Source organism: Plantactinospora sp. BB1, from assembly GCF_003030385.1.
Taxonomy (GTDB): Bacteria; Actinomycetota; Actinomycetes; order Mycobacteriales; family Micromonosporaceae; genus Plantactinospora.
On record NZ_CP028159.1, the window covers coordinates 4,871,538 to 4,898,225 of the forward strand.

Genomic DNA, 26,688 nt, shown 5'->3' on the forward strand with positions numbered 1-26,688 from the left:
CCGACGGCCCGGGGCCGGTGCCGGGCCCGGCCTCCGGCCGGCACGGCGGGCCGGCCGCAGGTCGGGCAGACAGCGTGCCGGGTCGACGGCTACCGCCCGACCCCGTCCACCGCACGCCGCTCCGCCAGCCGGATGCGCCCCGTCCGGGCCTCGCCGAGCGGAACCAGCGCGTCCTCGGCCACCTCGGCGCCGTAGTACCCGGCGGCCGGGTCGGTCACCACCTGCCGGGGGTCCTGCTGTGCGCGCAGCACCGACCGGATCACCTCGTCGAGGCGGGACCGCTCGGGGCCGGCCACCTCGACGATGCCGCCGACCGGGGCACCGAGCGCGACGTCCGCGACCGTGGCTGCCACGTCGTCGGCGGCGATCGGCTGGAAGAGCACCGGTCCCAGGCGTACGGTGTCGCCGTCGGTCCCGGTGTCGGCGATGGCGTCGAGGAACTCGAAGAACTGCGTCGCCCGCACGATCGAGTACGGGACCGGCCCCGCCGCGACCAGTGCCTCCTGCGCCACCTTCGCCCCCATGTACCCGACGTTCGGCATCCGGTCCGCGCCGACGACCGAGAGCGCCACGTGGTGGCCGACCCCGGCCGCCGCCTCGGCCGCGAGCAGGTTGCGGGTGGAGGTCTCGAAGAACTCCCGCGCGGCGGCCGGGTCGAAGGAGGGCGAGTTCGACACGTCCACGACGACGTCGGCCCCGTCGAGCGCCTCGGCGAGTCCCTCGCCGGTCACCGCGTTCACGCCGGTCCTCGGGGAGGCCGCCACCGCCTGGTGACCCGCTGCGGCGAGCAGCTCCACGACCTTGCTGCCGATGAGTCCGCTGCCGCCGATAACGACGATCTTCATTTCTGTTCCTCTGGTTCGGCTTTCCGTGGCGCCGACGGCGCCCTGTCACCCACAACGACCGGGTGGGACGGTGATTCGTGACAGCGGCCGGTCGGCCGCCACCGCATCCGGTCTCCCCCGGTGGGCGACCGCGACACCTCGCGGAGCCGATCGGGCCGGTCTCGTCGACCGGTGACGACCTCACCCGGTCTGTTCGGACCCGGATGTCCGACTCTCCGACAGCGCCGCACGGCCCGGTCCGGCGTGCCCGTCGGCCGCCCTCGCCGGAGGTCGGCCGGCCGACTCGATCGGCCCGCCCAGGCGCATTTCGCCGGCCCTGCCGGTCCGGATCACCCGGCGCGGGTGATGTCCCGGCCCCGGGCGACGGCGACCATGGGGGGTAGGTGCCGACGCCGCTCCAGACCCAGATCCCGGCCGCCGGCGTGGTGGGCCGACGATCGCAGGAAACGGAGGCTTGGGATGACCAGTCCCACCGAGGAGTACTTCGCCGAGTTCAGCCGGCGCGGGCACGAACGGCTGCTCGAGAAGGCTTCCGGCACCGTGCGCTTCGAGGTCGTGCAGGGGCTCTGCACGGAGCACTGGTACGTGCGGGTCGACCGGGGCGACGTGACGGTGACCCGGGAGAACATCGAGGCGGATGGTGTCGTACGGGTCGGCCGGGAGCTGTTCGACCGCGCCGCCTGCGGGGAGGCGAACCTGATGGCGGCGCTGCTGCGGGGCGAGATCTCGGCCGAGGGCAAGGTCCCGCTGCTGCTCATGTTCGAACGGCTGTTGCCGGGACCGCAGGCGCCCAGCGGGCACCGGATGGCCACCAGCGGGGAGCCGCCGAGACGATGAGCGACCTGGTGAGCATTCTCGCGGGGAACACCTTCGTGGTCAGCGACACCCGTGGCGACATCGACACCTCGCCCACCGACCCGGCGGGGCTCTTCTCCTTCGACACGCGTTACCTCTCCACCTGGGTGCTCACCGTCGACGGGGAACGCCTCAGCCCGCTCTCCATCGACGACCTGCAATATTACGAGAAGCGCTTCTTCCTGCTCGTCGGTCCCGGTGGGGTGTACACCAACGCGAAGGTGTCGGTGCTCCGCCAGCGCGCGGTGACGGACGGGTTCAGCGAGGAGATCGCCATCCTGAACCACGGCGACAAGCCGGTCGAACTCACCGTACGGGTCGAGGTGGGGTCCGACTTCGCCGATCTCTTCGAGGTCAAGGACGCCCTGGCGAAGGAGGGCGACTACTACACGCGGGTCGACGACGGGCGCCTGCTGCTCGGGTACACCCGGCAGACCTTCCACCGGCAGACCGTCATCTCCGCCACCGCACCGGCTCAGTTGGACCGGCGCGGCCTGACCTTCACCGTCCGGCTCGACCCGAAGCAGGAGTGGACCACCGAGCTGCGGGTCGTACCGACGATGATCGGCCCGGCCGGCCGTACCCTGCCGCTGGGGTCCGAGTGGGACCCGAGCTGGGCCGACCGGGACATGAAGCGGGACCTGAAGCAGTGGATCGAGAACGCGCCGCGCCTGGAGTGCGACTGGGACCCGCTGCGGCACACCTACCTGCGCAGCCTCGTCGACCTCGCCGCGTTGCGCTTCACCGCGCCCACCTCCATGGGCGGCAGCCTGCCGGCCGCCGGCCTGCCGTGGTTCATGGCGGTCTTCGGCCGGGACAGCATCATCACCAGCCTCCAGGCACTGCCCTTCCAGCCCGAACTCGCCGCCTCGACACTGCGGGAGCTGGGCACCCGGCAGGGCAGCCGCCGGGACGACTTCCGGGACGAGGACCCCGGCCGGATCCTGCACGAGATGCGGTTCGGCGAGACGGTCGCCTTCGAGGAGCGGCCGCACTGCCCGTACTACGGCAGTGCCGACGCGACACCGCTGTTCGTCGTGCTGCTCGACGAGTACGAGCGGTGGACCGGGGACGTCGACCTGGTGCGGCACTTCGAGTACGAGGCGCGCGCGGCTCTGAACTGGATCGACGAGTACGGCGACCTGACCGGGAACGGCTACCTCTCCTACCGTCCCCGCAACCCGGACACGGGACTGGCGAACCAGTGCTGGAAGGACTCCCCGGATGCGATCTCCTATCGCGACGGTCGGCTGCCCGGTTATCCCCGGGCGACCTGCGAACTCCAGGGCTACGCCTACGACGCCAAGCTGCGCGCGTCCCGACTGGCCCGCTCGTTCTGGAACGACCCCGCCCTCGCCGACCGGCTCGAAGACGACGCCCTCAGGCTCAGGGAGCGCTTCAACCGCGACTTCTGGATCGAGGACCGGCAGTATTACGCGCTCGGCCTGGACGCCGACGGCAGCCAGATCGACGCCCTCTCGTCGAACATCGGCCATCTGCTCTGGAGCGGCATCGTCGACGAGGACAAGGCCGACGCCGTGGTGCGGCACCTGCTCGGTCCCGCGCTCTTCTCCGGCTGGGGGATCCGGACCCTGGCGAACAGCGAGCGGCTCTACAACCCGGTCGGCTACCACGTCGGCACGGTCTGGCCGTTCGACAACTCGATCATCGCCTGGGGGTTGCGCCGCTACGGGTACCAGAACGAGGCGGCCCGGGTCGCCGCCGCGATCCTGGACGCGGCGACCTACTTCCAGGGACGCCTGCCCGAGGCGTTCGCCGGGCACGAGCGGGAGCGGACCAAATACCCCGTCCAGTACCCCACCGCGTGCAGCCCGCAGGCGTGGTCGGCCGGGGCACCACTGCTCTTCCTGCGGACGATGCTCGGCCTCGAACCGTCGGGCGAGAATCTCGTGGTGAACCCGGCCCTGCCCCAGCACATGGGTCACATCGCGCTGCTCGACATCCCGGGACGGTGGGGCCGGCTCGACGCCTACGGTCGCGGCTCGGTCGAGGTCGCCCGGTAGCCGGCGGTCAGGCCGGGGTCGGGTGCAGCACCGACCGCAGGCAGCCGTCCTGCTTCTTCTCGAAGAGTTCGTAGCCGCGCACGCCGTCGGTCAGCGGCAGCGGATGGGTGGCGAGATAGCCGGGATCGATCTCGCCGTTGGCGAGCCGTTCCAGGAGCATCGGAATGTAGCGCTGGGCGTGCATCTGCCCCATCCGCAGCACCAGTGCCTTGTTCATCGCGGCGCCGAGCGGAAACTTGTCCACGAAGCCGCCGAAGACGCCGACGATGCTCACCGTACCGCCCTTGCGGCAGGCCATGATCGCCTGCCGTACCGCCGTCGGCCGGTCGCTCTGCAACCGCACGGCCTGCTTGATCCGGTCGTACCGGTACGCCGGACCGACGTCGTGGGCCTCCATCCCGACCGCCTCGATGCAGGCGTCCGGCCCCCGGCCACCGGTCATCTCCCGGAGCGCGGCGAGCACGTCGACCCGGCTGTAGTCGATGGTCTCCACCCCGAGCCGCTGCTCCGCGACGCGGAGCCGTTCGGGCAGCCGGTCGATCACGATCACCCGCTCGGCGCCGAGCAGTTGGGCGGAGCGGGCCGCCATCTGGCCCACGCCACCGGCCCCCCAGACCGCGACCACCTCACCACCACGCAGGTCGCAGAAGTCGGCGGCCATCCAACCGGTCGGCATCGCGTCGGAGGCGAAGACCACGGCGTCGTCGGCGACCGCCTCCGGCACCGGGAACGCGCCGACGTCGGCGAACGGCACCCGGACGTACTCGGCGTGGCTGCCGGCGAAGCCACCGGCGGCGTGCGAATAGCCGATGATCCCCGCCGGCGCGTGCCCCCACAGTGTCTCGGTGAAGTTCGGCTGCGGATTGGAGTTGTCGCAGAGCGAGTACTGGCCGGTGCGGCAGTACCAGCAGCCGCCGCAGGCGAGTACCGATCCGACGACCACCCGGTCACCGACCTTGAGCTTGCCGACCTCGGGCCCGACCTCGACCACCTCGCCGGTGAACTCGTGGCCGAGGATGTCGCCCTCGCGCATCGCCGGCAGGTAGCCGTTGATCAGGTGCAGGTCGGATCCGCAGACACTGCTCGCCCGCACCCGGACGATCGCGTCACCCGGGCCCTGGATCGTCGGGTCGGGGACCTCCTGCACGCGCAGCTTCCCGACGCCCTCCCAGCACAGTGCCTTCACGGCCGTCCTCCCGTCGACAGCTTCTCCCGGACGACCCGGGTGGTCCGCTCCGTGATGCCGGCCCGTCCGGAGGGTTCGGCCATGGTGGAGACCACCTCCCCCGCCTCGATCAGGGACTTGACCCGCCGCAGCACCGTACGGAGCAGCTGGTCGAGGTCGCGTCCCCGCAGCGCCGCCGCCCGATGTCCGACCCGGCTCTCCGGGTAGCGCAGCTCGACCCGTACCTCGGTGCCCCGGGCACCCGGCGCGGAAACCAGCTCGATCCGGCCCTGGTGCGGCGTCGACCCCTCCTCGACCTGCCAGTGGAACGGGCCGGTCGCGGAGTCGGCGTGGACCTCGACGGTCCAGCCGGCCGTCCCGGACCCGCCGCTCAGGACCCGGCGCCGCTCGCCGTCACCCGGTCGCACCTGGACCTGCCGGTCCAGCATGGCCGAGAGGTGCGGCGACTGCCCGCAGTACTCCACGATGGACTCCGCCGATCGGTCGACGGTGACCGCGCGTACGGTCCGGTATCCGCCGTCCTGGCGCGCCGGCAGCGATTCCCGGCGGCGCCGGGCGAGCAGGCCCGCTCCCACGCCGGCCGCCACCGTCACCGCCAGCCATCCACTGACCCTGCCAACCATGCCGATCCTCCCAACCCGAAGCCGGCGGCCGTTCCCGCCCGGTACGGCCGGCGCGGAACTCCCATGGGGACCGCCGCCACCCACGGATGGCGTACCCGGCGGGCAACGGGACAAACGCCTCAGCCATGCCGTCCCACCGGTGGACGTGCCCGGTTCAGAGCAGCCCGGCGTTTCCGGCCACCGCCGCGGCCTCTGTCCGGTTCGACACCCGCAGCTTCCGCAGCAGGGACGCCGTGAGTCGCTTCACCGTGCGTTCGGAGAAGTTCAGCTCTTCGGCGATTTCCACCGTCCGACAACCTTTCGCAATAAGCTGCAGAAGCCGGCGTTCCTCGTCGTCGAGGATGGCCGTCGCCGGCAGCCCGTTGTACGTCGGGCGGAGCAGCGCGACGAGCAGCCCGGCAGGGAGCACCGCCCACCCGTCCAGAATCGCCATCAGCGGCGGCAGCAGCTCCTCGGGTTCGCTGCTCTTCGGCAGGTAACCCTCGGCGCCGGCCCGCAGCGCCTGCACCATCAGATCGGTGTCGTCCAGACCCGAGATCGCGACGATCCGTACCCGTGGCGCGGTCCGCCGGATGGCGGTGATGGCCCGGATCCCGCCCGGTGCCGGCATGTGCAGGTCGACCAGGGCCAGATCGGGTACGCACCGGCGGACCGTGGCCGCCGCGGCGGCGGCGTCACCGGTGGCGCCGACGATCCGGGCCCGCCCCTGGGTGCTGGCCGGAAGCAGCAGTTCGAGACCCCGGACGAAGAGGGGATGGTCATCGACCAGTACGAGGCGGAGGGTTGCGGATCCGGACACGCGGCGGCGTTTCCCGATCTGGGACCGATCATGCCCGGCCGGCCCGAGACCACTCATCGCGCCGGTATCCGTGCTCCGCACGTCCGGGAACTCCCGACCGCCGGCTCCGTTTCGGCAGCGCCGGAGGAGACCGGGGCACCCGCTGCCGGAAGCGAGACGCTGTTGTTGCGGATGTTCTGCCACGAACTGCGGTCACCGATCGAGTCGCTGCGCTCACTGACCCGGGCCCTGGCCGAGGAGTCGGTGCCGCTGGACCCGACGCAACGACATGGCCTGGCCGCCTTGGCGCAGGAACAGGCGGCACACCTGGCGGTGCTGTGCCGGCAGGCGACGTCGGTGACGCAGAGCCTGGCGGAGCCGGTCGACCGGCCGGTCCCGCTGAGCCAGGTGTTGCCGACCGCGGTCGCGGCCCAGGCGCCGCCGCACCGGCTGACGGTACGGCTCTCCCGTGGTGCCGGTGCTCGGCTGGTACCCGCGCACCGGATCCGGCAGATCCTCGCCAACCTCGTGGACAACGCCCTGCGGCACGGCCCGCCGGAAGGCCACGTCCGGGTCTCCGCCTCGGTACGGGCCGGCGCGCTGGTCCTGGTCGTGGCCGACGAGGGACGGTCGTGTCGCGCCCTGCTGGCTGCGCTGGCCCGGACCGCGCCGCCGCCCGGCGTCTCCGGACTCGGGCTGTGGATCGTCCGACAGCTGGTCGCCGCCGAGGGCGGCACGATCACGGCGTACCGGACCACGGGTGGAACGGCGGTACGGGTGAGCCTGCCCGCCCCGCGATGCCTCCCCGGAGGTGGGGCCGGACCGAGCTGACCCCTCCGGGCCGCCCGGTGACCCCGGCGGGCCAGCGGAGCGGGTAGCCGGGCACGGTCTGCCACTTCTAACAGGAGGACACCGTGTTCAGCCACGTCAAGGACCTGCAGTTCCAGGCCAAGCCCGATGCTCCCGACGCCGCGTTCGCCCGGCGCCTCCAGGAGGTGCTCGGCGGCAAGTGGGGAGAGATGACGGTCGCCAACCAGTACCTCTTCCAGGGCTGGAGCTGCCGACTGCCCGGCAAGTACAAGGATCTGCTGCTCGACGTCGGCACCGAGGAGATGGGCCACGTCGAGATGATCTGCACGATGATCGCCCACCTGCTGGACAGCTCTCCACTGTCGCTCCAGGAGGCGGCCGCCGAGGACAACCCGATGCTGACCGCGATCTACGCCGGGTCGAACCCGGCGCACTTCATCCACTCCGGCGGTGGCGCACTGCCGGTGGACAGTGCCGGGGTGCCGTGGAACGGCAACTTCATCACCGCCAGCGGCAACCTGCTCGCCGACTTCCACCTCAACGTGACCGCCGAGGCGCAGGGCCGGCTCCAGGTCGCCCGGTTGTTCCACATGACCGACGACCCCGGCGTCAAGCAGATGCTGCGGTTCCTGCTGGCCCGGGACACCATGCACCAGAACATGTGGCTCGCGGCGATCGAGCAGCTCAAGGAGGACGGCCTCGAGGAGATGCCGGTCCCGGAGGCGTTCCCCGACGCCGAGCAGGAGAACGAGTTCGCCTACCAGTACATCAACTTCTCGGCGGGCGAGGAGGCGGCCGAGGGGCGGTGGGCCGCCGGCCCGAGCCCCGACGGCAAGGGACAGTTCAGCTACCAGGCGACCCCGACCTCGTACGCGGACGCGCCCGTACTGCCGCCGGGCGACCCGCGCCTGCACAGCACGCCGCCGTCCGGCACCTGACCGGCGGCAGATCACCGACCTGCCCCGTTCCGCCGCGCCGTCCCGCCGCGCCGATCCGTCGCCACGGCGGCGGGTCGGCGCGGCCTCACCCGGAAGACGGAAACCATGATCGAACTCCTGGCCCGCCCGTTGGCGGACGCGTTCATGCAGGTGGGGGTCTACGTCGCGGTGATGGTCGCGCTCTTCGGCTGGCTGCGCTGGCGGTACGGCGACCGGGTCACCGACCACCTGACCCACCGCCCCCGGCTCGGTCCCCTGGTCGGCGCGCTGCTGGGGGTCAGCCCCGGCTGCGGCGGCGCCATCATCCTCATGCCGCTGTACGCACGCGGCAAGGTCTCCTTCGGTACGGTCGTGGCCGCCCTCGCGGCGACCATGGGCGACTCGTCCTGGGTGGTCATCGCCGCGAACCCCGAGTTCGCACTCAAGATCCACGCTCTGCTCTTCGTCGTGGGCCTGGTCACCGGGTACGTCGTCGACATGCTCGGCATCGACCCGGCCCGGGCCGTCCGGTCGCCGAGGCGCTGGTTGCGGCGGCAGCACACCGACGCCCCGGCCGACGGGGCCCGCCGGCCAGCCGGCGCGCCGGAGCCGCAGCGGCAACTGGTGGCCCGGACCGGCACCGGCGGCCGACCGGCGGCCCTCGACACCTTCCCGGCCCCGGCGACCCTGGCCGTGGCGGCGGCGGCCGTGGCGCCGGTACGCCCGATCCGGATGTCCCTGGTGTTCTGGGGACTCACCATGCCGGCCTTCCTGGTGTCGGTACCGGTGGTGTTCCACGCCGTCGACCCGCAACGCCTCACCGCCGCGCTCGGCGGCGTCGACCCCTACCTCGCGCTCGGCTGCTGCGGAACGTTGATCGCGGTGCTCATCTTCGCCGCCGGACGGGGCCGGTTCGCCGACGACACGGTCGACACCGCCACCCCGTCGAGCCGGCGGGAGGCGCTGCGGCACAGCGCACACGAGGCGTCGTTCATCACCGTCTGGGTGGCGGTGGCCTACGTCGGCTGGCAGGTGCTCAGCAGCACGACGGGTTTCGACGGCTCCGAACTCGCCTTCGCCGGAGTCGCCGGAGTGCTCGTCGGGGCGCTGATCGGACTCGTACCGGGCTGTGCCGTCCAGATCGTCTTCACCGGCATCTTCGTCAGCGGCGGCCTGCCGGTGACGACACTGGTGGCCAACGCGATCAGCCAGGACGGGGATGCCCTGATCCCGCTCGCGGCGCTGCGCCGCCGGGCCGCCGCGACCGCAACGGTGATCACCACCATCCCGGCCCTCCTGGTCGGGCTGGCGCTGCTCGTACTGCTCCGCTGAAGGGGAGCCGGACGCGCGGCCGGCGCCCCGGAAACGGTCGTGGCGACCGCCGGGCAGCGCTCCGGTACCGGGAGACATGGAAGTCGCCGTGCCGGGAAACCGGGGCGTGCCGAGTCGACCGGAGGAGGGTGACGAACGTGACCGCAGGTGTGAAGCAGGACGTACTGGACCTGTTGATCGAGCAGCACAAGCAGATTAAGACGCTGTTCAGTCAGCTCGGTCGTGCCGAGGGAAGTCAGAAACGGGAGCTGTTCCAGGATCTGGTGCGCCTGCTCGCCGTGCACGAGACCGCGGAGGAGATCGTCGTGCACCCGACCGCGCAACGCAAGATCGAACGGGGTGACACGGTCACCGGCCAGCTGCGGCACGAGGAGGACGAGGCCAAGAAGGAACTGGCCGCCCTCTACGACCTCGGTGTCGACCATCCCGAATTCGACCGGCGGCTGGCCAAGTTCGCCGAGGCGGTCTCCGCGCACGCGATCCGGGAGGAGAACGAGGAGTTCCCGTCGCTGCGCCGCAGCCTCTCCTCGGCCCAGCTCGGCAGGATGGCCGGAGCGCTGCGCGCGGCCGAGGCGATGGCGCCGACGCGTCCGCACCCGCACGCCGGCGAGTCCGCCTCGGCGAACCTGATGGCCGGGCCACCCCTGGCGGTCTTCGACCGGATGCGCGACGCCGTACGCGACTGGCGCGAATCGCAGCGCGGCCAGGACTGACCGGCGTCAGCCTGGCTGGCGGGTCAGCGCCGCTGACCGCCCGAGGCGCGCTCGACCAGCGCTGCGGCGACGTCCCGGAGTTTGCGGTTGGAGTCCTGGGAGACCTTCGCGAGGATCGCGAACGCCTCGTCGGGGGTGCAGCGTCGTTCGGCCATCACGATGCCCTTGGCCTGCTCGATGACGGCCCGGCTCTGCATGGCCATCTGCATGTGCTGGGCCATCGAGGCGGTGGTGTCGTAGAGGTGTGCGTTGGCCAGGGCGACGGCGGCGTAGCCGGCGAACGCCTCGGCGAGCATGATGGCCTCGTCGTCGAACGCCTCGGGCTTGGCGCTGTGCACGTTGAGCGCCCCGAAGACCGTCTCCTGGACCGGCAGCCCGATCGAGAGCGAACTGCCCACTCCCTCCGCCCGGGCCTGGGCGCTCCACTCCGGCCAGCGGCTCTCGGTGGCTGTGTCGGGCAGGGAGATGGTCGCGCCGGCCCGGGCGGCGTCCAGGCACGGACCGTGCCCGGCCTGGTACTGCCGCTCGTCGAGGCTCAGCGCGAGTCGACTGGTGAACGCGGCGGTGCGCGGCTCGTCACCGCTCAGCAGCGTCACCGACACCTCGTCCGCGTTGGTGAGCGTCCGCCGGGCGAGCTGGGCGATCCGGTCCAGGACCCCGTCGAGGTCCGTCTCGGCGAGCCTGATCCGCCCGAGCTGGGTGAACGCCTCGGTGGGGTCGAGCGACGTGTCAGACATGGGGAAATCCTCGGAGAACGACGGCCCGGGCCGTCGTCCCGGTTACGGCCCGGGGGCGATGGCAGCCCACGGTCGCGGGCCGCTGCGCAGATCAGCCCGAGCTGGATCCGGTGACCACGCCTGCCTCCGACGCCGGTTCGCCAACTGCTCGGTGGTCATCGGGCGCAGACCCCCACCATACGCCGACGCACCGGAACTCTCCGGTCCGCCGTGGCCAGGATGGCGCCGAGTGGCGGGGGGCAGCGGTGCCCACTAGACTGCACACGGGTCAAACCATGCGCCCATCCCACTCTCCGAGAAGAGAGAAGTCTCTGATGGCCGCGCGCTGGTTCTCCGTACCCCTTTCCCTCGCCAGATCCCTCGTCAAGGTCGCGCCGTTCCTCCTCGACGCCGGGCCGCAGCCTGCCGGGAGACGACCGGCCACGACCCGACGGCGCCCGTCGCTGGCCTCGCCGGTGGCGGGTGCCTTCCCGACGGCCGGCCTCGTTGACGCCGCCGGGTTCACCGTCTCCCAGCACGTCGAGCCGGCAGCGCCGCACACCGGGGCGGACGACCAACTGGTGGTGCGCCCGGCCGGCGAGATCGACCTGGCCACCGCACCACTGCTGCGGGACGCACTGCTGAGCGCCGTGCAGCGGCACCCACGGGTCTGCTGCGACCTCGGCGATGTCACCTTCTTCAGCGCCGCCGGGATAACCGCCCTGATGATCACGTACGGGCAGGCGCTCGGCGCCGGATGCCGATTCACCGTACGCCGGCCGCACGGCATGACCCGACGTCTCCTGCACCTCGCCGGGCTCGGGCAACTGCTCGGCATCCCCGCCGAACCCCACCAGTTGGACACACTCTCGTAAATGCCTGGTACCCGCGTCGGCGCTGAGCCGTCGGAGGGCGGGCCGAGCCGCTGAACCGCCGGTGGTCGCCCCCGGATCCGCGACCGGCGAAGTCGGCGAAGCGTCCCACCAGGTCCAGCACATTCATCGCGCTATTCCCGGTAGCCCTCGTGGCGGCGTTCCCCGACGAGCTGTTCCCGGCTCGGTCGGCGAGGCCGGGGTACATCCGGGCCATCCGCTCGGCCGGCCGCCCCCGCCGACAGCAGCGGCGCGACCGGGTCACGACCGACCTGCGGCGACGACCGGGCGACCACCGGACGCTCACCGCCAGCCGCCCCCCGGTCGAGCCGGTCGAGCCGGTCGAGTCGGTCGAGCAGGCTCCGGGCCGCCTCGACGTCGGCGGGCACCCGACGGCGGTGGCGCAGCGCCCAGCCCAGCTCGCGGCCGGCGTCGACCAGACCGCGCCGGCCGTGCGGCGTACGCCCCGCCTCGGCGACGGTACGCAGGACCACCGGCACCGGGCGCCGGAGTACGGCGGTGAGGACCCGGTTGCGCGCCTCCATGCGGTGCCGGGCCCGCTGGTCCCGGCCGGCCACGCCGGGATGGTGGTACGCGACGAGCCCGGGCGCGTACGCGAGTCCCCAGCCGGCCGCCGCCAGGTCCAGCGCCAGCAGCGCCTCCTCGCCGTACACGTGCAGTCTGGGGTTGAAGCCGCCGACCTGGCGGAAGGCCCGGCGGCGGAGAACGGTCGCGCAGGCCAGGAAGCCGAGTACCGCCGGGCCGGGCAGGTCCGGCGGCGTGCCGAGGGGCTGCTCGGCCATTGCCGCCGACACCGGGTCGAGGCGTCGCTCCGGACCGACCCGCACCTGGCCGGTCAAGAGGCCGGCGCGGGGGTGGGCCCGGAAGAGCCGTGCCGCCTGCTCCAGCGCGCCGGGCGCCCAGTAGGAGTCGTCGTCGGCGAAGGCGACCAGCGGGGTACGGGCCAGCTCGACGCCGACGTTGCGGGCGGCGGCACCGGCGTTGTGGTCGAGCCGGACGACCTGGATCTCGGGGAAGCGGCCCGCCACCGCCTCCGGGGTGCCGTCGGTGGAGGAGTTGTCCACCACGATCACCGGCGCCGTGTGCCGGGCCAACGATGCCAAAAGCTGTTCCCGCCGGTTCCGGGTCGCCACCACCACGGTCAGATCAGACATGATCAGGCTGGTACCCCCACCCCGGGCCGCTATGTCGGTCGCCGGCCGCCGATTCCGGGCCCGGTCTGCGGCCGGTGCCGGTCCGGCGCCGGATGGGTCGGGAGTGTGCCCCGGCACGGCGCCAGGACCGGCAGGTCACCGGGGGTGGCGTCAGAGTTGTTCGCGTACCCCCGCCTCGCGGGCGACGCCGCGTAGTTGAGCGGCTACCGAATCGTCGCGGACGGCGTGACCGGGTCCTCGGCGCAGCAGCGGCAGCACCGTCCTCCGGCGTACGTCCTCCAGCTCGAACCCCACGGCGGCGTAGAGCGCGACCACCGCCAGCACCAGCCCGCACCAGCCGGCCGCGGTACGCCAGTCCGGTGCCGCGGTGATCTCGGCGATTCCGGTGACGGCGAACCGCAGCGCGCTCAGCCCGATGACGGCGGCGGCGACGAGCTTTCCGGTCGCCGCGGCGGTCGGCACCAGCAGTGCCGCTGCGGCGCAGAGCAGGACGACACCGAGTCCGGCACTGCTGGCCCCGGCCGGGCTGGTCAGCGTCACCACGCCGACGGTGGCCCAGGTGCCGGCGAGGATTCCCATGCCGGTTCCGGCGACCGGGTCGCGGGCGAGGAAACCGAAGACGGCGGCGAGGAACTGCACCGGTACGGTGAACAGGAGCGCGCCGAGCGCCACCTGCCGGTGCTGGTCGGCCGGCACCCAGCCGAGTTGCAGGCAGCTGAACGCGGCGGTCGCCACGAGCAGCCCGAGGAAGCCCAGCGGCAGCGGGGTGCCGACCGGACGCAGCGCGATCCGGGTGACGGCCAGATGCTCCCGGTCGCGGTCGTCCATCAGCTCACCAGGGCCTGGGCGGAGGTCTCCTTGAGTTTGGCGTTGGCCCAGCGGGCCTGGCGCAGGGTCTGCGGATGGCAGCGCTTGGCCAGTGCGAGCAGCTCCAGGTCCCGGGTGGCCTGGGCGACCTGGGCCAGGATCTCCCAGTCCAGCGAGACACCGGAGGCGTCCCGGTAGAGGTGGCGCAGGTCGGCGAGGAGGAGCAGCCCGGGCTCGCGGTGCCGGCCGAGCAGTTCGGACGCCTTCTGCTCCACCGTCGCTCGCAGCCCCGACTCGTCCCGGGCCTCCTCGTCGAGGCGCAGCCCGTAGTCGCGGCCGACCCGGGCGAGTTCGGTGACGTGCTGCTGGGACCAGCGGGACAGGTCACGCGCCACGTGGTGTACCTCGTGGTCGGCCTTGTGCCGGTCCGCCAGCCGCAGCAGGTCGACGGCGAGCTTGTTCTCCGAGCGGTGCAGTTCCCGGATGACCATGTCGATCTTGTTCATCGGTCGCCTCCGACCGCCGGAGCGGAGGCCGCGACCGTTCGCGCGCCCTCCGGCAACCGCTCGTCGACCAGCGCGGCGGAGCCGCCCGCCGTGCCCGGGACCCCGGCCGCGACGGGCCGGGACCCGGTGGTCGTCGGCGCCGTCGCCGGTGCCCCGTCGCCGCCGCTCACCCGGGTCACCCGGGCCACCGCCGACTTGAACAGCGGCTGCTTCGACACCGGATCCCAGTCGGTGATCGTCAACTCGTTGGCCGCCCGGCCCTGCTCCCGGCCGTCCGGCCCGGACCCGCCGGGTTCGTCCCAGTAGCCGTAGTGGAAGGGGAGGAAGAGCACGTCCCGCCGAATGCCGCTGACCCGCAGCCGGGCCCGTACCGCACCGCGCGGGGTGGCGATCTCCAGCAGGTCGCCCTCGGCGAAGCCCTGGTCCGCCGCGTCGGTGGCCGCCATCTCCACCCATACCTCCGGCGCCGCCGCCTGCAACTGTGGTGCCCGCGCCGTCTTCGTCCGGGTGTGGAAGTGGTACAGGGTACGGCCGGTGATCAACTGGAACGGGTACTCCTCGCTCGGCAGCTCGTGCGGCGGAAGGTACTCGGCCGCCTTGATCACCGCCTTGCCGGAAGGGTTGAGCGCGGCGTACTCGGTCGCCTCCAGCGGCGCCCCGGTGACCAGGTCCCGGCCGTAGCTCTCGCAGTAGTCCGGTGCGGCCCAGAATTTCCCGTCGGCGTAGAGGCGCTCGGTGCCGTCGGGGTGCTCGGCGTCGCAGGGCCACTGGATCCCGGTGCCGCCCCGCAGCTTGGCGTAGCTCAGCCCGGTGTAGTCACACGGCCGCCCGGCGCTGCACTCCTGCCACGCCCTGAACGCGCCCTCCGGGTCGGTCCAGCCCACCAGCGGCTGCCCGTCGTCGTCGCGCAGGTCCAGCCGTCGGGCGTAGTCGACGAAGATGTCCAGGTCGGGCCGGGCCTCGCCGGGCGGGTCGACCGCCTTCTCCGACAGGTGCACCGTCCGGTCGGCGTTGGTGAAGGTGCCGGTCTTCTCGCCCCAGGTCGCGGCGGGCAGCACCACGTCGGCGAGCTGCGCGGTCTCGGAGAGGAAGATGTCCTGCACCACCAGGAAGAGCCGCTCCTGGCGGAGGATGCCCCGGATCCGGGCCAGCTCCGGCAGCGACACCGCCGGATTCGTACAGCTCACCCAGAGGAAACGGATCGACCCCTCCTCGGCGTACCGCATCATCTGCATCAGGTTCGTCGGCGGCGAGTAGTGCGGGATCCGCATCGGGTCGATGTTCCAGATCCGGGCCAGCTCCTCGATGTGCCGCTGGTTGGTCCAGTTCCGGAACGCCGGCAGGTCGCCGTCGGCGCCGCACTCCCGGGTGTTCTCGGCGGTCGGCTGGCCGTTCATCTGCAGCAGGCCGCAGCCCGGCCGGCCCAGCATGCCGCGCACGATGTGGATGTTGTTCACCTGTACGGCGGCGGCGGTGGCCTGGTGCGACTGGTAGAAGCCCTGCAACACCGTGGAGAGCAGCCGCTGGGCGGTACCGATCAGCCGGGCCGCCTCACGGATCCGCTCCACCGGTACGTCGCAGACCCGGGCCGCCCGCTCCGGCGGATACTCCTCGACCCGTTGGCGCAGCTCCTCGAAGCCGACCGCGTGCGCGGAGACGTACTCCTCGTCGACCCAGCCGTTGGCGACGATCTCGTGCAACAGCGCGTTCATCAACACCACGTTGGTGCTCGGCCGGGGCGCCAGGTGCACGGTGGCGGCCCGGGCCACCGGCGTCTGGCGGGGGTCGACGCAGACCACGGCCGGTGGGTTCGGGCCGGCCAACCGGTCCAGCACCCGGGTCCAGAGCACCGTCTGCGTCTCGGCCATGTTGTGGCCGTACAGCACGATCACGTCGGCGTGGTCGATGTCGGTGTACGAGCCGGGCTGGCCGTCGGAGCCGAAGGACTCCTTCAACGCCTCGGCGGCGGTGGCCGTGCAGAGCCGGGTGTTGCCGTCGACGTGGTTGGTGCCGATCCCGCCGTGCGCGATCAACGCGAGGGTGTAGTACTCCTCCAGGAAGAGCTGCCCGGTGGTGTAGAAGCCGATCGCGCTCGCCCCCTGCTCGTCGAGGAGGTCCCGGGTCCGGTCCACCACCAGACCCATCGCGGTGTCCCAGTCGGTCTCCACCAGGCGCCCGTCCCGGCGGACCAGTGGTCGGGTCAGCCGGTCGGGGGAGGCGTTGGCCTGCCACCCGAAGAGGTCCTTCGGGCCGAGCCGGCCGTGGTTCACCCGGTCCACCGCGCGGCCCCGTACCCCGACGATCCGGCCCTCCTTGACCGCCATGTCGAGGCCGTCGCCGTTGGAGTGCAGGATCGAGGCGGACTGTACCCACCGGTCGACGTCCTCCGGGCGTACCCCCTCGGCGAGGAACGTGTCCACCCGGACCGGCCACGACTCCCCCGGCCCATACGGGGTCCGGCTCCCCCACGGTTGCGCGATCCGGTCAACGCTGCCCATCGCGTCCTCCTCCGCCCGCTCGATCCGTCGATCGCACCGGATCAGCCCGGCCCTTCCGACCCTGGCACCGAGCGCGGCCGTTCGCAGCTCGAACGGCCGACTCGGTCGGAAGTGGCGCCCGGGTCAGAAGGCGTGCCGGTAGAGCGAGCATCCCCGGCACACGTCCGGGGGTTCGTCACCCGAGAGGCGTCGGCGGAACTGCCGGTACGGCTCGCCGTACCAGATCTGCGGAAAGCTCTGTTCGCCGAGCCGGCCGAGCGACACCCGGTCGTCCCCCATCACCATGCAGCACGGCTGCACCACGCCGGTACTGGTGATGTAGGCCGCCTCCCAGGGCCAGGAGCAGCCCGGACCGTCGCGTCGACCGGTCTGCGGCGGCACCCCGGGGTACGGCAGCCGCAGCCGGACCCCGTGCTCCCGCGCCACCCGGCGGGCGTCGTCGAAGACGGCGGCGGCCCACGCCGCGTCCTCCCCGGCCCACAGCGCCTGCGCGGAGGTGAACCGCCGGATGTCGTCGTAGCGCCCGGCGGGATCGGTGTCGGAGAAGCTGTGCGACAGGTTCTGCACGTGCAGCTCGTCGACACCGAGGCGGGCGAGCAGGCGGACCAGTTCGGGCAGCTCGGCGACGTTGTCGCGCATCGCGACGAAGACCACCCGGATCCATGGGGTGGCGCTGCCCGCCGCCCGCTTGACCTGGACCAGCTCGGCGAGGTTCGACACCACGGCCTCGAAGTCGGCACCCTCGCGGACCGCCGTGTAGCCGGCCGCGCTGGCGCCGTCGAGCGACACGTGCAGCCAGTCGACCCGGCTCCGCACCAGTTCCTCGGCCCGGCGGCGGTTGAGCAGCGTGGCGTTGGTGTTGAACCCGACGGTGATCCGCCGGGCGACGGCCGCCGCGATCATCTCCATCAGGTACGGCGAGAGCAGGGGCTCGCCGAGCCCCTGGAGGGTCAACCGGTTCAGCGTCGGCACCTCGTCGATGATCTGCCGGAACAGCTCCGGCGGCATCGCACCGGCGAGCTTGTTCACCGGCGGCCGGTACCGCACCAGGCACATCACGCAGCGCAGGTTGCAGGCCGAGGTGATCTCGAGTTGCAGGTGTGGCGGCAACGGCGGATGCGGATCATCGCCCGACATGCCACCCCATGCCCGATGCCCGGACGACCCAAACCTGTCCCGCGCCGACCGGACACGCAGGTGTACTTCCCGAACTCCTGGGTACGGTGCTCTGCGGTTCAGAGGTGAGCCTATGGGTGACCGCCGATCCGGTGTCGCGACGGATTTCCCCCTGCCCCGACGTTCCTCTCCGGAGGTCCTCATGCCCGCCCGACCATTGTTTCCGGCGTCGGCCGAACATTCCCGGTACGACGTGGTGTTGTCACTGGAGTTGACCAGACGGGGAACGCTGGCACTGCTCAAGGTGATCGGCAGAGTGGAGATGGAGAACGCTCACCTGCTGGTCGAACTGGTCGACTGCCTCACGGCTGACCGGCCGACGCGACTCGTGGTGGACCTCTCCGGGACGACCCTGCTCTCCGCCCACGGACTGACGGCGTTGCTCCAGGTCCAGCGGGCGGTCGCCGCGGCCGGCGGGCTGCTCGCGCTCCGCAACCCGTCACCGGCCACCCGGTACGCCCTGGGTGTCTCCGGGGTCCTGCACCAATTCGAGGTACAGGACCATCCGGTACGGCACTGTCCGGAGCCTATGGTCCGGCCGGAAAAGGTGGCCGGACGGAAACCACATCTTCCGACGTCACGGAAATATGAGCCTCCCTCCGTTGCCTCCGGAACGGTATAGACGCCGAAATCCGCATGGTCTGATTGAGGTTTCCGATGTCATCCACAGGTAATTCGGAGAAGGAGAGAACATGGTTGCCCAGTCCCGGCCGCAGGCCACCGTCACGTTCGTCGGTACGGCAACCACCCTGCTGAGACTCGGCGACATCACCCTGATGACCGACCCGAACTTCCTGCACGCCGGTCAGCGCGCCTACCTCGGCTACGGGCTCTGGACCCGGCGGCGTACCGACCCCGCCATCCGGATCGGGGAGCTTCCGCCCCTGGACGGCATCGTCCTCTCGCACCTGCACGGCGACCACTTCGACCGGGTCGCCCGGAGGCACCTGCCGAAGACCCTTCCCATCATCACGACGCCGGAGGCGCAGGGTCGACTGGACCGCTGGGGATTCGGCTCGGCCACCGCCCTGAGCACCTGGGAGAGTCACGAGATCAGTCGGGGCGATCACCTCGTACGGATCACCGCGGTACCCGGCAAGCACGGGCCGGGCCTGCTGGCCCGCGCCCTACCTCCGGTGATGGGCAGCATCCTCGATCTCGAAGCGAACGGGGAGCGCCGGCTCCGGCTCTACGTCACCGGGGACACCCTCCAGCACGCGGCGCTGGCCGAGATCCCGCGACGCTTTCCCGACATCGACGCCATGCTGATCCACCTGGGCGGGACCAGGCTCCTCGGCGTACTCGTCACCATGGACGACCGGCAGGGCGTCGACCTGGTCCAGCTCGTCCGGCCGAGGCTGACCCTGCCCATCCACTACGACGACTATCCCGTCTTCCGGTCCCCGCTGCGGGACTTCCTCGACCTCGCCCGGCGGCAGGGGCTCGAACCGGGCGTCCGGGCCATCCACCGCGGCGAAACCGTCTCACTCTTCGATCCCGGCCCCGGCACCACGGCGGCGGACCGCTGAGCGCCTGGACACCCCTGACGCCGACGTCACTGTGCGCCGCCGTCGACGACGCCGGAGGAGGTACGCCTGAGCACCGGTCGTCCGGTCCGGAACGCCTCCTCCGCGATGTCGGCGGCCCGGCCGAGGCCGTCCAGTTCGGCTATCCGGCGCTGACATTCCCGGGCCTTCGTCCGGTAGGCCGGGTCGGCGCGGACCTTCTCGATCGCGACCCGCAACCTGGCCGCGCTGGCCCGGTGCACCGGAACGAACTCGCCCACCCCGAGATACTTCAGCCGGGCGGCCACCCCGGGCTGGTCGTTCGTCACCGGCAGCGCCACCATCGGCACGCCGTGGGTGAGCGACTCCAGCGCCGTGTTGATCCCGGCGTGCGTGACGACCAGGGACGCCCGGGCGAGCAGCTCCAGTTGCGGCGCGTACGGGACCACGACCGGCCCGCCCGGCAGGCCGGTCGGTGGTGCCACCTCGTGGCTGCCCATCCCGATCACCAGTTGCGCGTCGAGCCCGGCGCAGGCGGTCGCGATCGCCTCGAAGATCCGTGGCAGGCGGTTCTGTAGCGTCCCCATCGAGGCGTAGATCAGCGGGCGCTCGTCCAGGCTCTCCCAGGGGAACGAGACCGGTTCGCTGCTCTCCTCGTCGTGGAACGGGCCGGTGTAGTGGAAGCAGCCGGGCAGCTCCTTGCGGGGGAAGTCGAAGAAGGCCGGCTGCTGGGTGATCTGGGCCAGCCCGAGTCCGTCGTTCAGCCCGCGTACCGGGGTCATCCCCCACTCGGCACGGCGATCGTTGATCCGTTTCACCACCGGCGCGATCACCCGGTCCATCACCCGGTAGCCGAGCATGTTGCGCAGGCGCGCCGGGGCGGAGTCGCGGTAGGGCCAGGCGGTCATGAAGGGCGGCACGGTCGGCTCGGCGTTCAGCGCCATCGCGTTGCAGACGGTCACGACGGGGATGTCGAGCCTTTCGGCGACGGTGTTGGCCGCGCCGTAGACCTGGTCCACGAGCAGGGCGTCCACCCGGTGCTCCCGCAGCAGCGGCGGCAGGTCGCGCAGCAGTACCTCGACCTCGCGGACGTAGCCCCGGACGATGAACCGGACGGCGGCGAGCCCCGAGAGCCGGCCCTGTTCCTCGGAGAAGCGGGCCAGCGAACCGGGCGGGAACTCCCGCTCGCCGATCGGCACGAACTCGAACCCGCCGACGTACGGCTTCGGCGCGGCGTCCGGCAGGGAGAAGAGGGTCACCTGGTGGCCCCGTCGGAGCAGCTCGCGGCCGAGGGTGGACATCGGGCTGAGATGACCGGTGTAGTCCGGGCAAACTATACCAATACGCGACACGATGCCTCAACTCTCTCGCTCTGGTCAGACCACCGTCGTCAGCCGCGACGGATGTACCGAGAAGGTGGCCGGGGTGTGCCCGACGATCTCGCCGTCCACCTCCAGCGGCAGTGGAGTCTCCGCCTCGATCCGGAGCGTGCGGACCTGCCGGCGACGGATCGCGGGATGCCGTGCCCCGTTCCCGCGCAGCACCTGCCACATCGTGCCGACCACCCCGACCCGGCCGAGGCCGAGCACCTGCACCGCGTCCAGATGACCGGCCTCCGGCGGCTCGGTGGACCCGAAGGTCAGTCCCCCGGCGAAATACGGGACCTTGAGCACCGCGACGTTGCTGACGGAGTGCCGCGACACCTCCCCGTCCAGCTCCAGCCGCACCTCGACCGGCCGCCAGCCGAGCAGCACCCGGGCGCTGGATGCCGCCTCGGCGAGCTGGAGGTTGACCCGCTTGAGTACGCGGTTGACCGGAGTCTTCTCGGTGAACCGCAGCCCGACCATGCTGATCAGCCCCACCGTGCAGTTGACCAGGAAGAAGCGGTGCGCGGGGGTGCCGTCGGGCCGGGTGAAGGTCACCGAACCGACCTCGGTTTCCCGGTCCCGGCCACGGTCGAGCAGGTCACCGAGGTCGGTGACCGGATCCAGGCCGCGGACGAAGTCGTTGCAGGTCCCGGCGGGGACGTACCCGAGCCGTACCTTCTCGTCGCCCGTCTCGAGTATCCCGTTGGCGACGTCGGAGAGCGTCCCGTCCCCACCGATCGCGACCACCGTGCGGTAGCCGTCCGTCACCGCCTGCCGGCCCAGCTCCACGGCATGGCCGGGATAGCGGGTCTGCCACAGGTCGGCCCCGGGCAGTTCGGCGGGCAGCCGCCGCTCGACCATCCGCCGACGCTGGACCCCGGAGGCCGGGTTGACGATGCAGACGACCCGCTCCCCGTCATCGCCCACCATGGCCCGCTTCCTCCTGCTCGAATCCGGCGATGGTGCGGGCCAGCGCCTCTGCCACCGGAACCCGGGGGGTGTAGCCGATCGACCTGATCCGGTCGAGGTCGTACCGCATCCCGCCGGCGACTGAGCGGACCGCGTACCGGGTGAGCATCGGCCGCCCGCTGCCGACACCGATCCGGGCCAGCCCGGCAAGCTCGGAGAGGGCCGCCACGCCCAGCGCCGCCGGGAACGGGACCGACCGGGTCGGCGGCAGCACTCCCACCTGCTCGGCGACCCGGTCGAAGAGCTGCCCCACGGTCAGGCCGTACGAGTCGCCGACGATGAACCGGCCGCCCGCGCACTCGGGCGTGGTGCCGGCCAGCACGATCGCGTCGGCCAGGTTCTCGCTGTAGGTCAACTCGATCGGGGCGGCGCCCCGGCCGATGTGCACGAGCTTGTCGTCCCGCAGCCCGCGCACCAGCTCCGGGATGAAGTGCCGGTCACCGGGGCCGAATATCCAGGTCGGATAGATCACGGTGACGTCGAGCCCGCGCCGGTGGTACGACCACGCGAGGTTCTCCCCCGCCAGCTTGGACCGGGAGTACGGGTAGCCCGGGACCCGCTTCGGCGACGTCTCGTCGATGACCCGGCGGGCGTCGAACCCGAAGACGTCGACGGTACTCAGGTAGACGAAGCGCCGCACCCCGCAGCGCAGCGCCTCTTCCAGGATCGCCCGCGTCCCGTCCCGGTTCACCTGCCAGATGCGGCGACCGGGTCGCCAGTCACTCAGGTCGGCAGCCGCGTGGACCACGAGTTCGACGCCCTCGCACGAGCCGCGCAGCGTCGCCGGGTCGGTCAGGTCCCCGAGATGCTCGGCGTGTTTCGCGCCGCCCGGGGCGGGCTCGCGGACCAGCCCGCGCACCGACCAGCCAGCCTCCAGAAGTGCCGCCGCGACCGCCCGGCCGACGCAGCCGGTGACCCCCGTCACCAGCGCCACGCCCCGCCCCATCACACCCCTCTCGCCAGCAGCTTCTGGAGGTCGTCGAGCAGCCCGCCGGCGGGATCGATCGCCCGCATCTGCGGCAGCACGTCCCGCAGGTCCCGGCGCGCACCGGACTCGTCGAAGAAGAGCAGCTCCGGCCCGGTGGTCAGCCGCCCCACCTCGACCGCGTCCAGTCCGTGTTCGGCGAGCGCCCGGGCGCAGCGGTCCCCGTCGGCCGCGTCGACCGCGTAGAGCAGCTCGAACTCGCCCCACTCCCCGGCGGCCATCAGCCAGCGGGGCAGCCCGAAGGAGTCGGCGAGCGCGGCCGCGGCGGGGTCGTACACCTCGGCCGGCAGCGTGGCCTCGACACCCAGCCCGTTGATCTCGGCGAGGCTCACCGCCGCGTTCAGCAGCCCGTCGCTGGTGTCGACGCACGCCCGGGCGTAGCTCCGCAGCGCGTCGCCCGCGGCCACCCGGGCCTCGGGCAGCCACGGTTGGCCGTCGTCGGTCCGACCCAGCGCGAGACCACGGAATCCGGCGGCGTTGCCGGCGCCGATCCGGCCCGTCGCGTACAGCGCGTCGCCCGGCCGGGCACCCACCCGGCTCAGCAGGTGGCCGCGCCGCATCGTCCCGATCGCGCAGGAGGTGAAGCTCTCCTCCCGCGCCCAGTTGGTGTCGCCGCCGACGATGTGGCAGCCGTACCGCTGCGCCGCGTCGGAGGCGCCACGTCCGAACTGGCGGGCGTCCTCGGCGCTCCACGCGTCCCTGACCAGCGAGCACGACACCAGCACGGCCACCGGGTCGGCGGCGACGGCGGCGAGATCGCTCACGCTGACCGTGGTGGTCAGCCACCCCTTCGCGTACGGCGTCGGCGCGGTGGCCAGCTCGGCGCCGTCGTTCAGCGTGTCGACGGTCATCGCCAGGACTCCGGCGGCGCCGAGGTCGAGCAGTTCGGCGTCGGCCTCGAAGGCGGCGTTGAGCTGGCGCGGCGACCGGGTCATCCCCTCCCGCATCGCCGTGATCAGGGCGCCCTCGGCGGCGTCCAGATAGAGCCGGGTCCAGTCGACGGAGGTCACGTCACGCCTGCCGGGAGGAGTGCGTCGCCCGGAGCGTGAGTTCCAGGTAGAGCATCATCGGGACGGCTGCCACCAGGAAGAAGGTCGGCCGGTGCAGCGCGCCGAGGGAGAGCACGAAGAGCGTGGTCGCCCTGGTGAACCAGAGCAGCGCCTCGTACGCCCTCGCCTCGGGTGCCTGGATCAGGTTCACGAGGCTCCGCGTGAAGGCCAGCCCCGAGGCGACGAGCAGCAGCCAGAAGGCCGCCTGGGCGTAGGCGCCGCGTTCCGGGCCCGCCAGCGCGCCCACCGCCGCCACGCCCAGGGCCACCGGCGGGAAGATCAGCGCGACCAGGCTCGACGTGCGGGTACCCACGGCCACCGGCAGCGTACGGTAGCCCGCCAGCCGGTCCCCCTCGATGTCCTTGAAGTAGCCGACGAGGCAGAAGCCGCTCAGCACGACCGCGACGAGCGCCGTCTGGAACCACGTCGTGGCCGGGATGTCCAGCCACCCGGCGTCGGGCCGGACCGCGACCGCGCCGAGCACGGTGAAGAGCGACATGTCCACGCCGTTGGCGAGGTTGCCGACCATCGGGATGCCCTTGGTCCAGGTGTAGACCAGGTGCCCGGCGATCGCGATGGCGCTCCAGATCGCCAGTGCCGGCGCGACGACGACGGCCACCAGCAGGAGGATTCCGGAGAGCGACAGGGTCAGCGCGAGCCCGGCGTGCGGATTGATCAGCCCCGCGACGAAAGGTCGGTCCGGGGCGTTGACGGCGTCGGCCTTGCGGTCGAACCAGTCGTTGATGACCACGCCGACGCCGTAGCCGAAGATGCAGAAGAGCAGGCCGACGACCACGCTCGCGGTGGTGGCCCCGGCCGACGGCGCCGTCATGCCGACCAGACCGGCCGAGAGGGACAGGGGTACGAAGTGGAATCTCCACATCTTCGCCCACGCGACCGCCCGGTCACGGGGCCGGATCGGGTTCTGGACCTGGGTGACGCTCATCGGGCCTCCGTTCGGGCGGCTGACGGGCCGCCGTACCTCGTCGAGTGGCGCTGACCCTCCCCCGAAGGGATCGGGTCACCGCTGCGGGGCAGGCTCACCGCACGCCTTCCGCGACGTACTCCGCCGACGGCAGGTCCGCCAGCGACCAGTCCGGCGGCGTCAGCTCGCGGACCTCGGCGAACGCGGCCACGGCACGCTTGAGCTGCTCCGGGGTGTGGGTCGCGGTGAAGCTGGCCCGCACCCGGGCCGAGGCCGCAGGCGGGATCACCGCGTTGACGTAGACCCCACGCTCCAACAGGCTGCGCCAGGTGAAGAGGGTCGGTACGACGCCGTCGAGCGGTATGCAGACGATCGGCGTCTCGCTGGGCAGCGGCTCGTACCCGAGGGCGGTCAGCTCGCGGTGCACGTAGGACGCGTTCTCCAGCGCCTGCCGGCACCGCCACGGCTCGGCCCGGAGGATCCGCAGCGCCGCCTGGGCGGCGGCGAGGCTGGCCGGTGGCGCGGCGGCGCTGAAGATGAGACTGCGGGCGTGGTGTCGCAGGTACTCGATGACGTCGGCCGGCCCGAGCACCGCTCCGCCGATCGACGCCAGCGACTTGCTGAAGGTGACGGTGACGAGGTCGACCTGCTCGGTCAGGCCGAAGTGCGCGCTGGTGCCCCGGCCGTCGGCCAGGACGCCGAGGCCGTGCGCGTCGTCGACCAGGAGGCGGGCGCCGTATTTCTGGCAGAGCCGCACCGTCTCCGGCAGCGGGCAGAGGTCGCCGGCCATCGAGTAGACCCCGTCCACCACGACCAGCCGGCCGGCGTCCGGCGGGCAGGCCGCCAGCCGCCGCTCCAGCTCCGCCATGTCGTTGTGGGCGAACCGGCGTACCTTGGCCGGGCTCAGGCCGCACCCGTCGTAGACCGAGGCGTGCGCCTCGCGGTCGATGATGACCACGTCGTTGCGGGAGAGCAGTGCCGCGATCACGCCGAGGTTCGCCTGGTAGCCGGTCGGGAAGACCAGCGCGGCCGGCATGCCGAGGAAGTCGGCCAGTTCCCGCTCCAGTTCCTCGTGCAGCGGGGTGTTCCCGTTGAGCAGTCGTGAACCGGTACGCGACGAGCCGTACTCCTCGATCGCCGCCTGCGCCGCGGCGCGCACCCGCCGGTCGGAGGTCAGGCCGAGGTAGTTGTTCGAGCCACACATCAGGACGTCGCCCAGTGGGGTGCGGGCGACTGTCGTGTCCGAGCCCTCGAAGACGGTGAAGTACGGGTAGAGTTCCGCCGCCTGAGCCACCCGGGCTTCCGTATAGGACCGGCAACGATCGAAGATGTCCGTTGTCACCACGGTTTTCCTGAGCCCCCTCTCATCTGGAACCGTGATTGTGCATTTCCCGACACGGGTTTGGGCGACGCCGGCAGTGCCGGCCAATGCGACTACGCCGTTGGTTGCCGCCGCTATCCCGGTCACACTGGTCAGGGACCATTTCGATAGGATCGCATCGCAGCGGCTTCAATTCCCTACGTCGTCAGGCCGGGCACACTGAACCGACGCGCGAGGAAATGGCGATCGGGCAGATTTGGGCGCTGTTGTAGGCCGCATGCTTGCCCGTCGAAGGATCCCCGTGTGTCGCCTCAGATGCTCCTCGTTGATCGAGTTTCTCTGGGCTGCCTACACCCTATCCACCGTGTCAAGGGGGTCGGCGGTACTTTGGTCCACTTTGGACGGGCTGGCTCGTCGCTTTCGGGCACCATAGGGCCATTGAACTGCACTGATTTGACCATTGTCCCCCGGTCGCCGGTCGACGCCCGACGCACGGCGTCACCTGGCCGCCTCGCGACCGGGGCGTCACCAAGAGCGCGGTGAATGCGTGTTTCCGCTGCACCGGGGCCCGGTGAGGGCGCACAGCACCAACACGATCATGGCCGCCGGCGCCTCGTGGACCGGTGATCGTGAAGGTTTTCCCTGGTCACACGGGATGCGTCGGCGCCGGCCCAACCACCCGACCAGACCGGCGCCGCCGTAGGCACGGCACGGCGGTCCGGGCGGTGAGGTTC

Annotated in this window: 25 protein-coding genes; 9 read left to right on the plus strand and 16 right to left on the minus strand. The window is 71.8% G+C overall.

All coding sequences use genetic code 11. From position 1 onward, the window contains the following. Positions 1 to 89 precede the first annotated feature (89 nt). Positions 90 to 845 (minus strand): SDR family oxidoreductase, encoded by a 756-nt coding sequence (locus C6W10_RS21165; protein ID WP_107259862.1) that lies wholly within the window; start codon positions 843 to 845, stop codon positions 90 to 92. Between the two features lie 459 nt (positions 846 to 1,304). On the opposite strand from C6W10_RS21165, the gene C6W10_RS21170 reads away from it, so the two are divergent. Together C6W10_RS21170 and C6W10_RS21175 are read left to right on the plus strand one after the other, a co-directional pair. Next, positions 1,305 to 1,682 carry an SCP2 sterol-binding domain-containing protein gene (locus tag C6W10_RS21170; RefSeq protein ID WP_107266364.1) on the plus strand — a complete coding sequence of 126 codons (378 nt, stop codon included), beginning with the start codon at positions 1,305 to 1,307 and terminating at the stop codon, positions 1,680 to 1,682. Then, positions 1,679 to 3,724 carry a glycogen debranching N-terminal domain-containing protein gene (locus C6W10_RS21175; RefSeq protein ID WP_107259865.1) on the plus strand — a complete coding sequence of 682 codons (2,046 nt, stop codon included), beginning with the start codon at positions 1,679 to 1,681 and terminating at the stop codon, positions 3,722 to 3,724. The genes C6W10_RS21170 and C6W10_RS21175 overlap by 4 nt, the downstream gene beginning before the upstream one ends. Positions 3,725 to 3,731: 7 nt before the next feature. Here the strand turns inward: C6W10_RS21175 and C6W10_RS21180 are convergent, their stop codons facing one another. From C6W10_RS21180 to C6W10_RS21190, 3 genes are all read right to left on the minus strand, one after another. Next, on the minus strand, positions 3,732 to 4,910 hold the full coding sequence (locus C6W10_RS21180; RefSeq protein ID WP_107259867.1) for a zinc-dependent alcohol dehydrogenase: 1,179 nt from the start codon (positions 4,908 to 4,910) through the stop codon (positions 3,732 to 3,734). Then, entirely contained in the window at positions 4,907 to 5,533 is a 627-nt protein-coding gene (locus C6W10_RS21185) for a cyclase (protein WP_159104691.1), read from the minus strand. Before C6W10_RS21185 ends, C6W10_RS21180 begins: the two co-directional genes overlap by 4 nt. A gap of 154 nt (positions 5,534 to 5,687) precedes the next feature. Continuing rightward, positions 5,688 to 6,332 carry a response regulator transcription factor gene (locus tag C6W10_RS21190; protein WP_107259871.1) on the minus strand — a complete coding sequence of 215 codons (645 nt, stop codon included), beginning with the start codon at positions 6,330 to 6,332 and terminating at the stop codon, positions 5,688 to 5,690. A 30-nt stretch (positions 6,333 to 6,362) separates the two neighbouring features. On the opposite strand from C6W10_RS21190, the gene C6W10_RS21195 reads away from it, so the two are divergent. From C6W10_RS21195 to C6W10_RS21210, 4 genes are all read left to right on the plus strand, one after another. Beyond that, positions 6,363 to 7,142 (plus strand): sensor histidine kinase KdpD, encoded by a 780-nt coding sequence (locus tag C6W10_RS21195; protein ID WP_159104692.1) that lies wholly within the window; start codon positions 6,363 to 6,365, stop codon positions 7,140 to 7,142. Between the two features lie 83 nt (positions 7,143 to 7,225). Next, a complete protein-coding gene (locus tag C6W10_RS21200) occupies positions 7,226 to 8,059 on the plus strand; it encodes a manganese catalase family protein (RefSeq protein WP_107259873.1) in 834 nt (277 codons plus the stop codon). Between the two features lie 105 nt (positions 8,060 to 8,164). Beyond that, the gene (locus C6W10_RS21205; protein ID WP_107259875.1) at positions 8,165 to 9,370 is read left to right on the plus strand and encodes a putative manganese transporter; all 1,206 of its coding nucleotides are present in this window, start codon (positions 8,165 to 8,167) and stop codon (positions 9,368 to 9,370) included. Between the two features lie 137 nt (positions 9,371 to 9,507). Beyond that, positions 9,508 to 10,083: a hemerythrin domain-containing protein gene (locus C6W10_RS21210; RefSeq protein ID WP_107264150.1), complete on the plus strand. Its 576-nt coding sequence runs from the start codon at positions 9,508 to 9,510 to the stop codon at positions 10,081 to 10,083. A gap of 23 nt (positions 10,084 to 10,106) precedes the next feature. On the opposite strand, the gene C6W10_RS21215 is transcribed toward C6W10_RS21210, so the two are convergent. Then, positions 10,107 to 10,820 (minus strand): GAF and ANTAR domain-containing protein, encoded by a 714-nt coding sequence (locus C6W10_RS21215; protein ID WP_107259877.1) that lies wholly within the window; start codon positions 10,818 to 10,820, stop codon positions 10,107 to 10,109. A 314-nt stretch (positions 10,821 to 11,134) separates the two neighbouring features. Here C6W10_RS21215 and C6W10_RS21220 point away from each other — a divergent pair, with 314 nt between their 5' ends. After that, complete coding sequence (locus C6W10_RS21220; protein ID WP_159104693.1) at positions 11,135 to 11,674, plus strand: STAS domain-containing protein; 540 nt, start codon at positions 11,135 to 11,137, stop codon at positions 11,672 to 11,674. 131 nt (positions 11,675 to 11,805) lie between these two features. On the opposite strand, the gene C6W10_RS21225 is transcribed toward C6W10_RS21220, so the two are convergent. The 5 genes from C6W10_RS21225 to C6W10_RS21245 form a co-directional block, all read right to left on the minus strand. Further along, the gene (locus C6W10_RS21225; RefSeq protein ID WP_199853708.1) at positions 11,806 to 12,846 is read right to left on the minus strand and encodes a glycosyltransferase family 2 protein; all 1,041 of its coding nucleotides are present in this window, start codon (positions 12,844 to 12,846) and stop codon (positions 11,806 to 11,808) included. A 150-nt stretch (positions 12,847 to 12,996) separates the two neighbouring features. After that, on the minus strand, positions 12,997 to 13,674 hold the full coding sequence (locus C6W10_RS21230; RefSeq protein ID WP_107259881.1) for a hypothetical protein: 678 nt from the start codon (positions 13,672 to 13,674) through the stop codon (positions 12,997 to 12,999). Next, a complete protein-coding gene (locus tag C6W10_RS21235; RefSeq protein ID WP_107259883.1) occupies positions 13,674 to 14,159 on the minus strand; it encodes a hypothetical protein in 486 nt (161 codons plus the stop codon). Before C6W10_RS21235 ends, C6W10_RS21230 begins: the two co-directional genes overlap by 1 nt. Continuing rightward, positions 14,156 to 16,657 (minus strand): molybdopterin oxidoreductase family protein, encoded by a 2,502-nt coding sequence (locus C6W10_RS21240; RefSeq protein WP_107259885.1) that lies wholly within the window; start codon positions 16,655 to 16,657, stop codon positions 14,156 to 14,158. Before C6W10_RS21240 ends, C6W10_RS21235 begins: the two co-directional genes overlap by 4 nt. 123 nt (positions 16,658 to 16,780) lie before the next feature. Beyond that, a complete protein-coding gene (locus tag C6W10_RS21245) occupies positions 16,781 to 17,794 on the minus strand; it encodes a radical SAM protein (RefSeq protein WP_107259887.1) in 1,014 nt (337 codons plus the stop codon). Positions 17,795 to 17,975: 181 nt separating this feature from the next. Between C6W10_RS21245 and C6W10_RS21250 the strand changes: the two genes are divergently transcribed. Further along, on the plus strand, positions 17,976 to 18,455 hold the full coding sequence (locus C6W10_RS21250; protein WP_159104694.1) for an STAS domain-containing protein: 480 nt from the start codon (positions 17,976 to 17,978) through the stop codon (positions 18,453 to 18,455). Positions 18,456 to 18,525: 70 nt separating this feature from the next. Next, positions 18,526 to 19,362 (plus strand): MBL fold metallo-hydrolase, encoded by an 837-nt coding sequence (locus C6W10_RS21255; protein ID WP_107259891.1) that lies wholly within the window; start codon positions 18,526 to 18,528, stop codon positions 19,360 to 19,362. Between the two features lie 26 nt (positions 19,363 to 19,388). On the opposite strand, the gene C6W10_RS21260 is transcribed toward C6W10_RS21255, so the two are convergent. The 6 genes from C6W10_RS21260 to C6W10_RS21285 all read right to left on the minus strand — a co-directional run bounded on the left by C6W10_RS21260 (position 19,389) and on the right by C6W10_RS21285 (position 25,927). Further along, positions 19,389 to 20,639, minus strand: coding sequence for a nucleotide disphospho-sugar-binding domain-containing protein (locus tag C6W10_RS21260; protein WP_199853709.1), 1,251 nt, complete (start codon positions 20,637 to 20,639; stop codon positions 19,389 to 19,391). 75 nt (positions 20,640 to 20,714) lie between these two features. Continuing rightward, positions 20,715 to 21,635, minus strand: coding sequence for a diacylglycerol kinase family protein (locus C6W10_RS21265; protein WP_107259895.1), 921 nt, complete (start codon positions 21,633 to 21,635; stop codon positions 20,715 to 20,717). Further along, a complete protein-coding gene (locus tag C6W10_RS21270) occupies positions 21,622 to 22,608 on the minus strand; it encodes an NAD-dependent epimerase/dehydratase family protein (RefSeq protein ID WP_159104695.1) in 987 nt (328 codons plus the stop codon). The genes C6W10_RS21265 and C6W10_RS21270 overlap by 14 nt, the downstream gene beginning before the upstream one ends. An 11-nt stretch (positions 22,609 to 22,619) precedes the next feature. Next, positions 22,620 to 23,669 carry a thiamine-monophosphate kinase gene (locus C6W10_RS21275; RefSeq protein WP_107259899.1) on the minus strand — a complete coding sequence of 350 codons (1,050 nt, stop codon included), beginning with the start codon at positions 23,667 to 23,669 and terminating at the stop codon, positions 22,620 to 22,622. Between the two features lies 1 nt (position 23,670). Then, complete coding sequence (locus C6W10_RS21280; protein WP_107259901.1) at positions 23,671 to 24,654, minus strand: UbiA family prenyltransferase; 984 nt, start codon at positions 24,652 to 24,654, stop codon at positions 23,671 to 23,673. A 94-nt stretch (positions 24,655 to 24,748) separates the two neighbouring features. Beyond that, positions 24,749 to 25,927 (minus strand): aminotransferase class I/II-fold pyridoxal phosphate-dependent enzyme, encoded by a 1,179-nt coding sequence (locus C6W10_RS21285; protein WP_199853710.1) that lies wholly within the window; start codon positions 25,925 to 25,927, stop codon positions 24,749 to 24,751. Between the last annotated feature and the right edge of the window lie 761 nt (positions 25,928 to 26,688).

Coding starts and splice junctions, on each gene's coding strand:
- C6W10_RS21215 (WP_107259877.1), bottom strand. CDS start 10,820: ATGTCTGACACGTCGCTCGACCCCACCGAGGCGTTCACCCAGCTCGGG.
- C6W10_RS21245 (WP_107259887.1), bottom strand. CDS start 17,794: ATGTCGGGCGATGATCCGCATCCGCCGTTGCCGCCACACCTGCAACTC.
- C6W10_RS21165 (WP_107259862.1), bottom strand. CDS start 845: ATGAAGATCGTCGTTATCGGCGGCAGCGGACTCATCGGCAGCAAGGTC.
- C6W10_RS21250 (WP_159104694.1), top strand. CDS start 17,976: ATGCCCGCCCGACCATTGTTTCCGGCGTCGGCCGAACATTCCCGGTAC.
- C6W10_RS21205 (WP_107259875.1), top strand. CDS start 8,165: ATGATCGAACTCCTGGCCCGCCCGTTGGCGGACGCGTTCATGCAGGTG.
- C6W10_RS21240 (WP_107259885.1), bottom strand. CDS start 16,657: ATGGGCAGCGTTGACCGGATCGCGCAACCGTGGGGGAGCCGGACCCCG.
- C6W10_RS21175 (WP_107259865.1), top strand. CDS start 1,679: ATGAGCGACCTGGTGAGCATTCTCGCGGGGAACACCTTCGTGGTCAGC.
- C6W10_RS21280 (WP_107259901.1), bottom strand. CDS start 24,654: ATGAGCGTCACCCAGGTCCAGAACCCGATCCGGCCCCGTGACCGGGCG.
- C6W10_RS21185 (WP_159104691.1), bottom strand. CDS start 5,533: ATGGTTGGCAGGGTCAGTGGATGGCTGGCGGTGACGGTGGCGGCCGGC.
- C6W10_RS21230 (WP_107259881.1), bottom strand. CDS start 13,674: ATGGACGACCGCGACCGGGAGCATCTGGCCGTCACCCGGATCGCGCTG.
- C6W10_RS21255 (WP_107259891.1), top strand. CDS start 18,526: ATGGTTGCCCAGTCCCGGCCGCAGGCCACCGTCACGTTCGTCGGTACG.
- C6W10_RS21195 (WP_159104692.1), top strand. CDS start 6,363: ATGCCCGGCCGGCCCGAGACCACTCATCGCGCCGGTATCCGTGCTCCG.
- C6W10_RS21260 (WP_199853709.1), bottom strand. CDS start 20,639: ATGTCCACCCTCGGCCGCGAGCTGCTCCGACGGGGCCACCAGGTGACC.
- C6W10_RS21225 (WP_199853708.1), bottom strand. CDS start 12,846: ATGTCTGATCTGACCGTGGTGGTGGCGACCCGGAACCGGCGGGAACAG.
- C6W10_RS21235 (WP_107259883.1), bottom strand. CDS start 14,159: ATGAACAAGATCGACATGGTCATCCGGGAACTGCACCGCTCGGAGAAC.
- C6W10_RS21170 (WP_107266364.1), top strand. CDS start 1,305: ATGACCAGTCCCACCGAGGAGTACTTCGCCGAGTTCAGCCGGCGCGGG.
- C6W10_RS21265 (WP_107259895.1), bottom strand. CDS start 21,635: ATGGTGGGCGATGACGGGGAGCGGGTCGTCTGCATCGTCAACCCGGCC.
- C6W10_RS21220 (WP_159104693.1), top strand. CDS start 11,135: ATGGCCGCGCGCTGGTTCTCCGTACCCCTTTCCCTCGCCAGATCCCTC.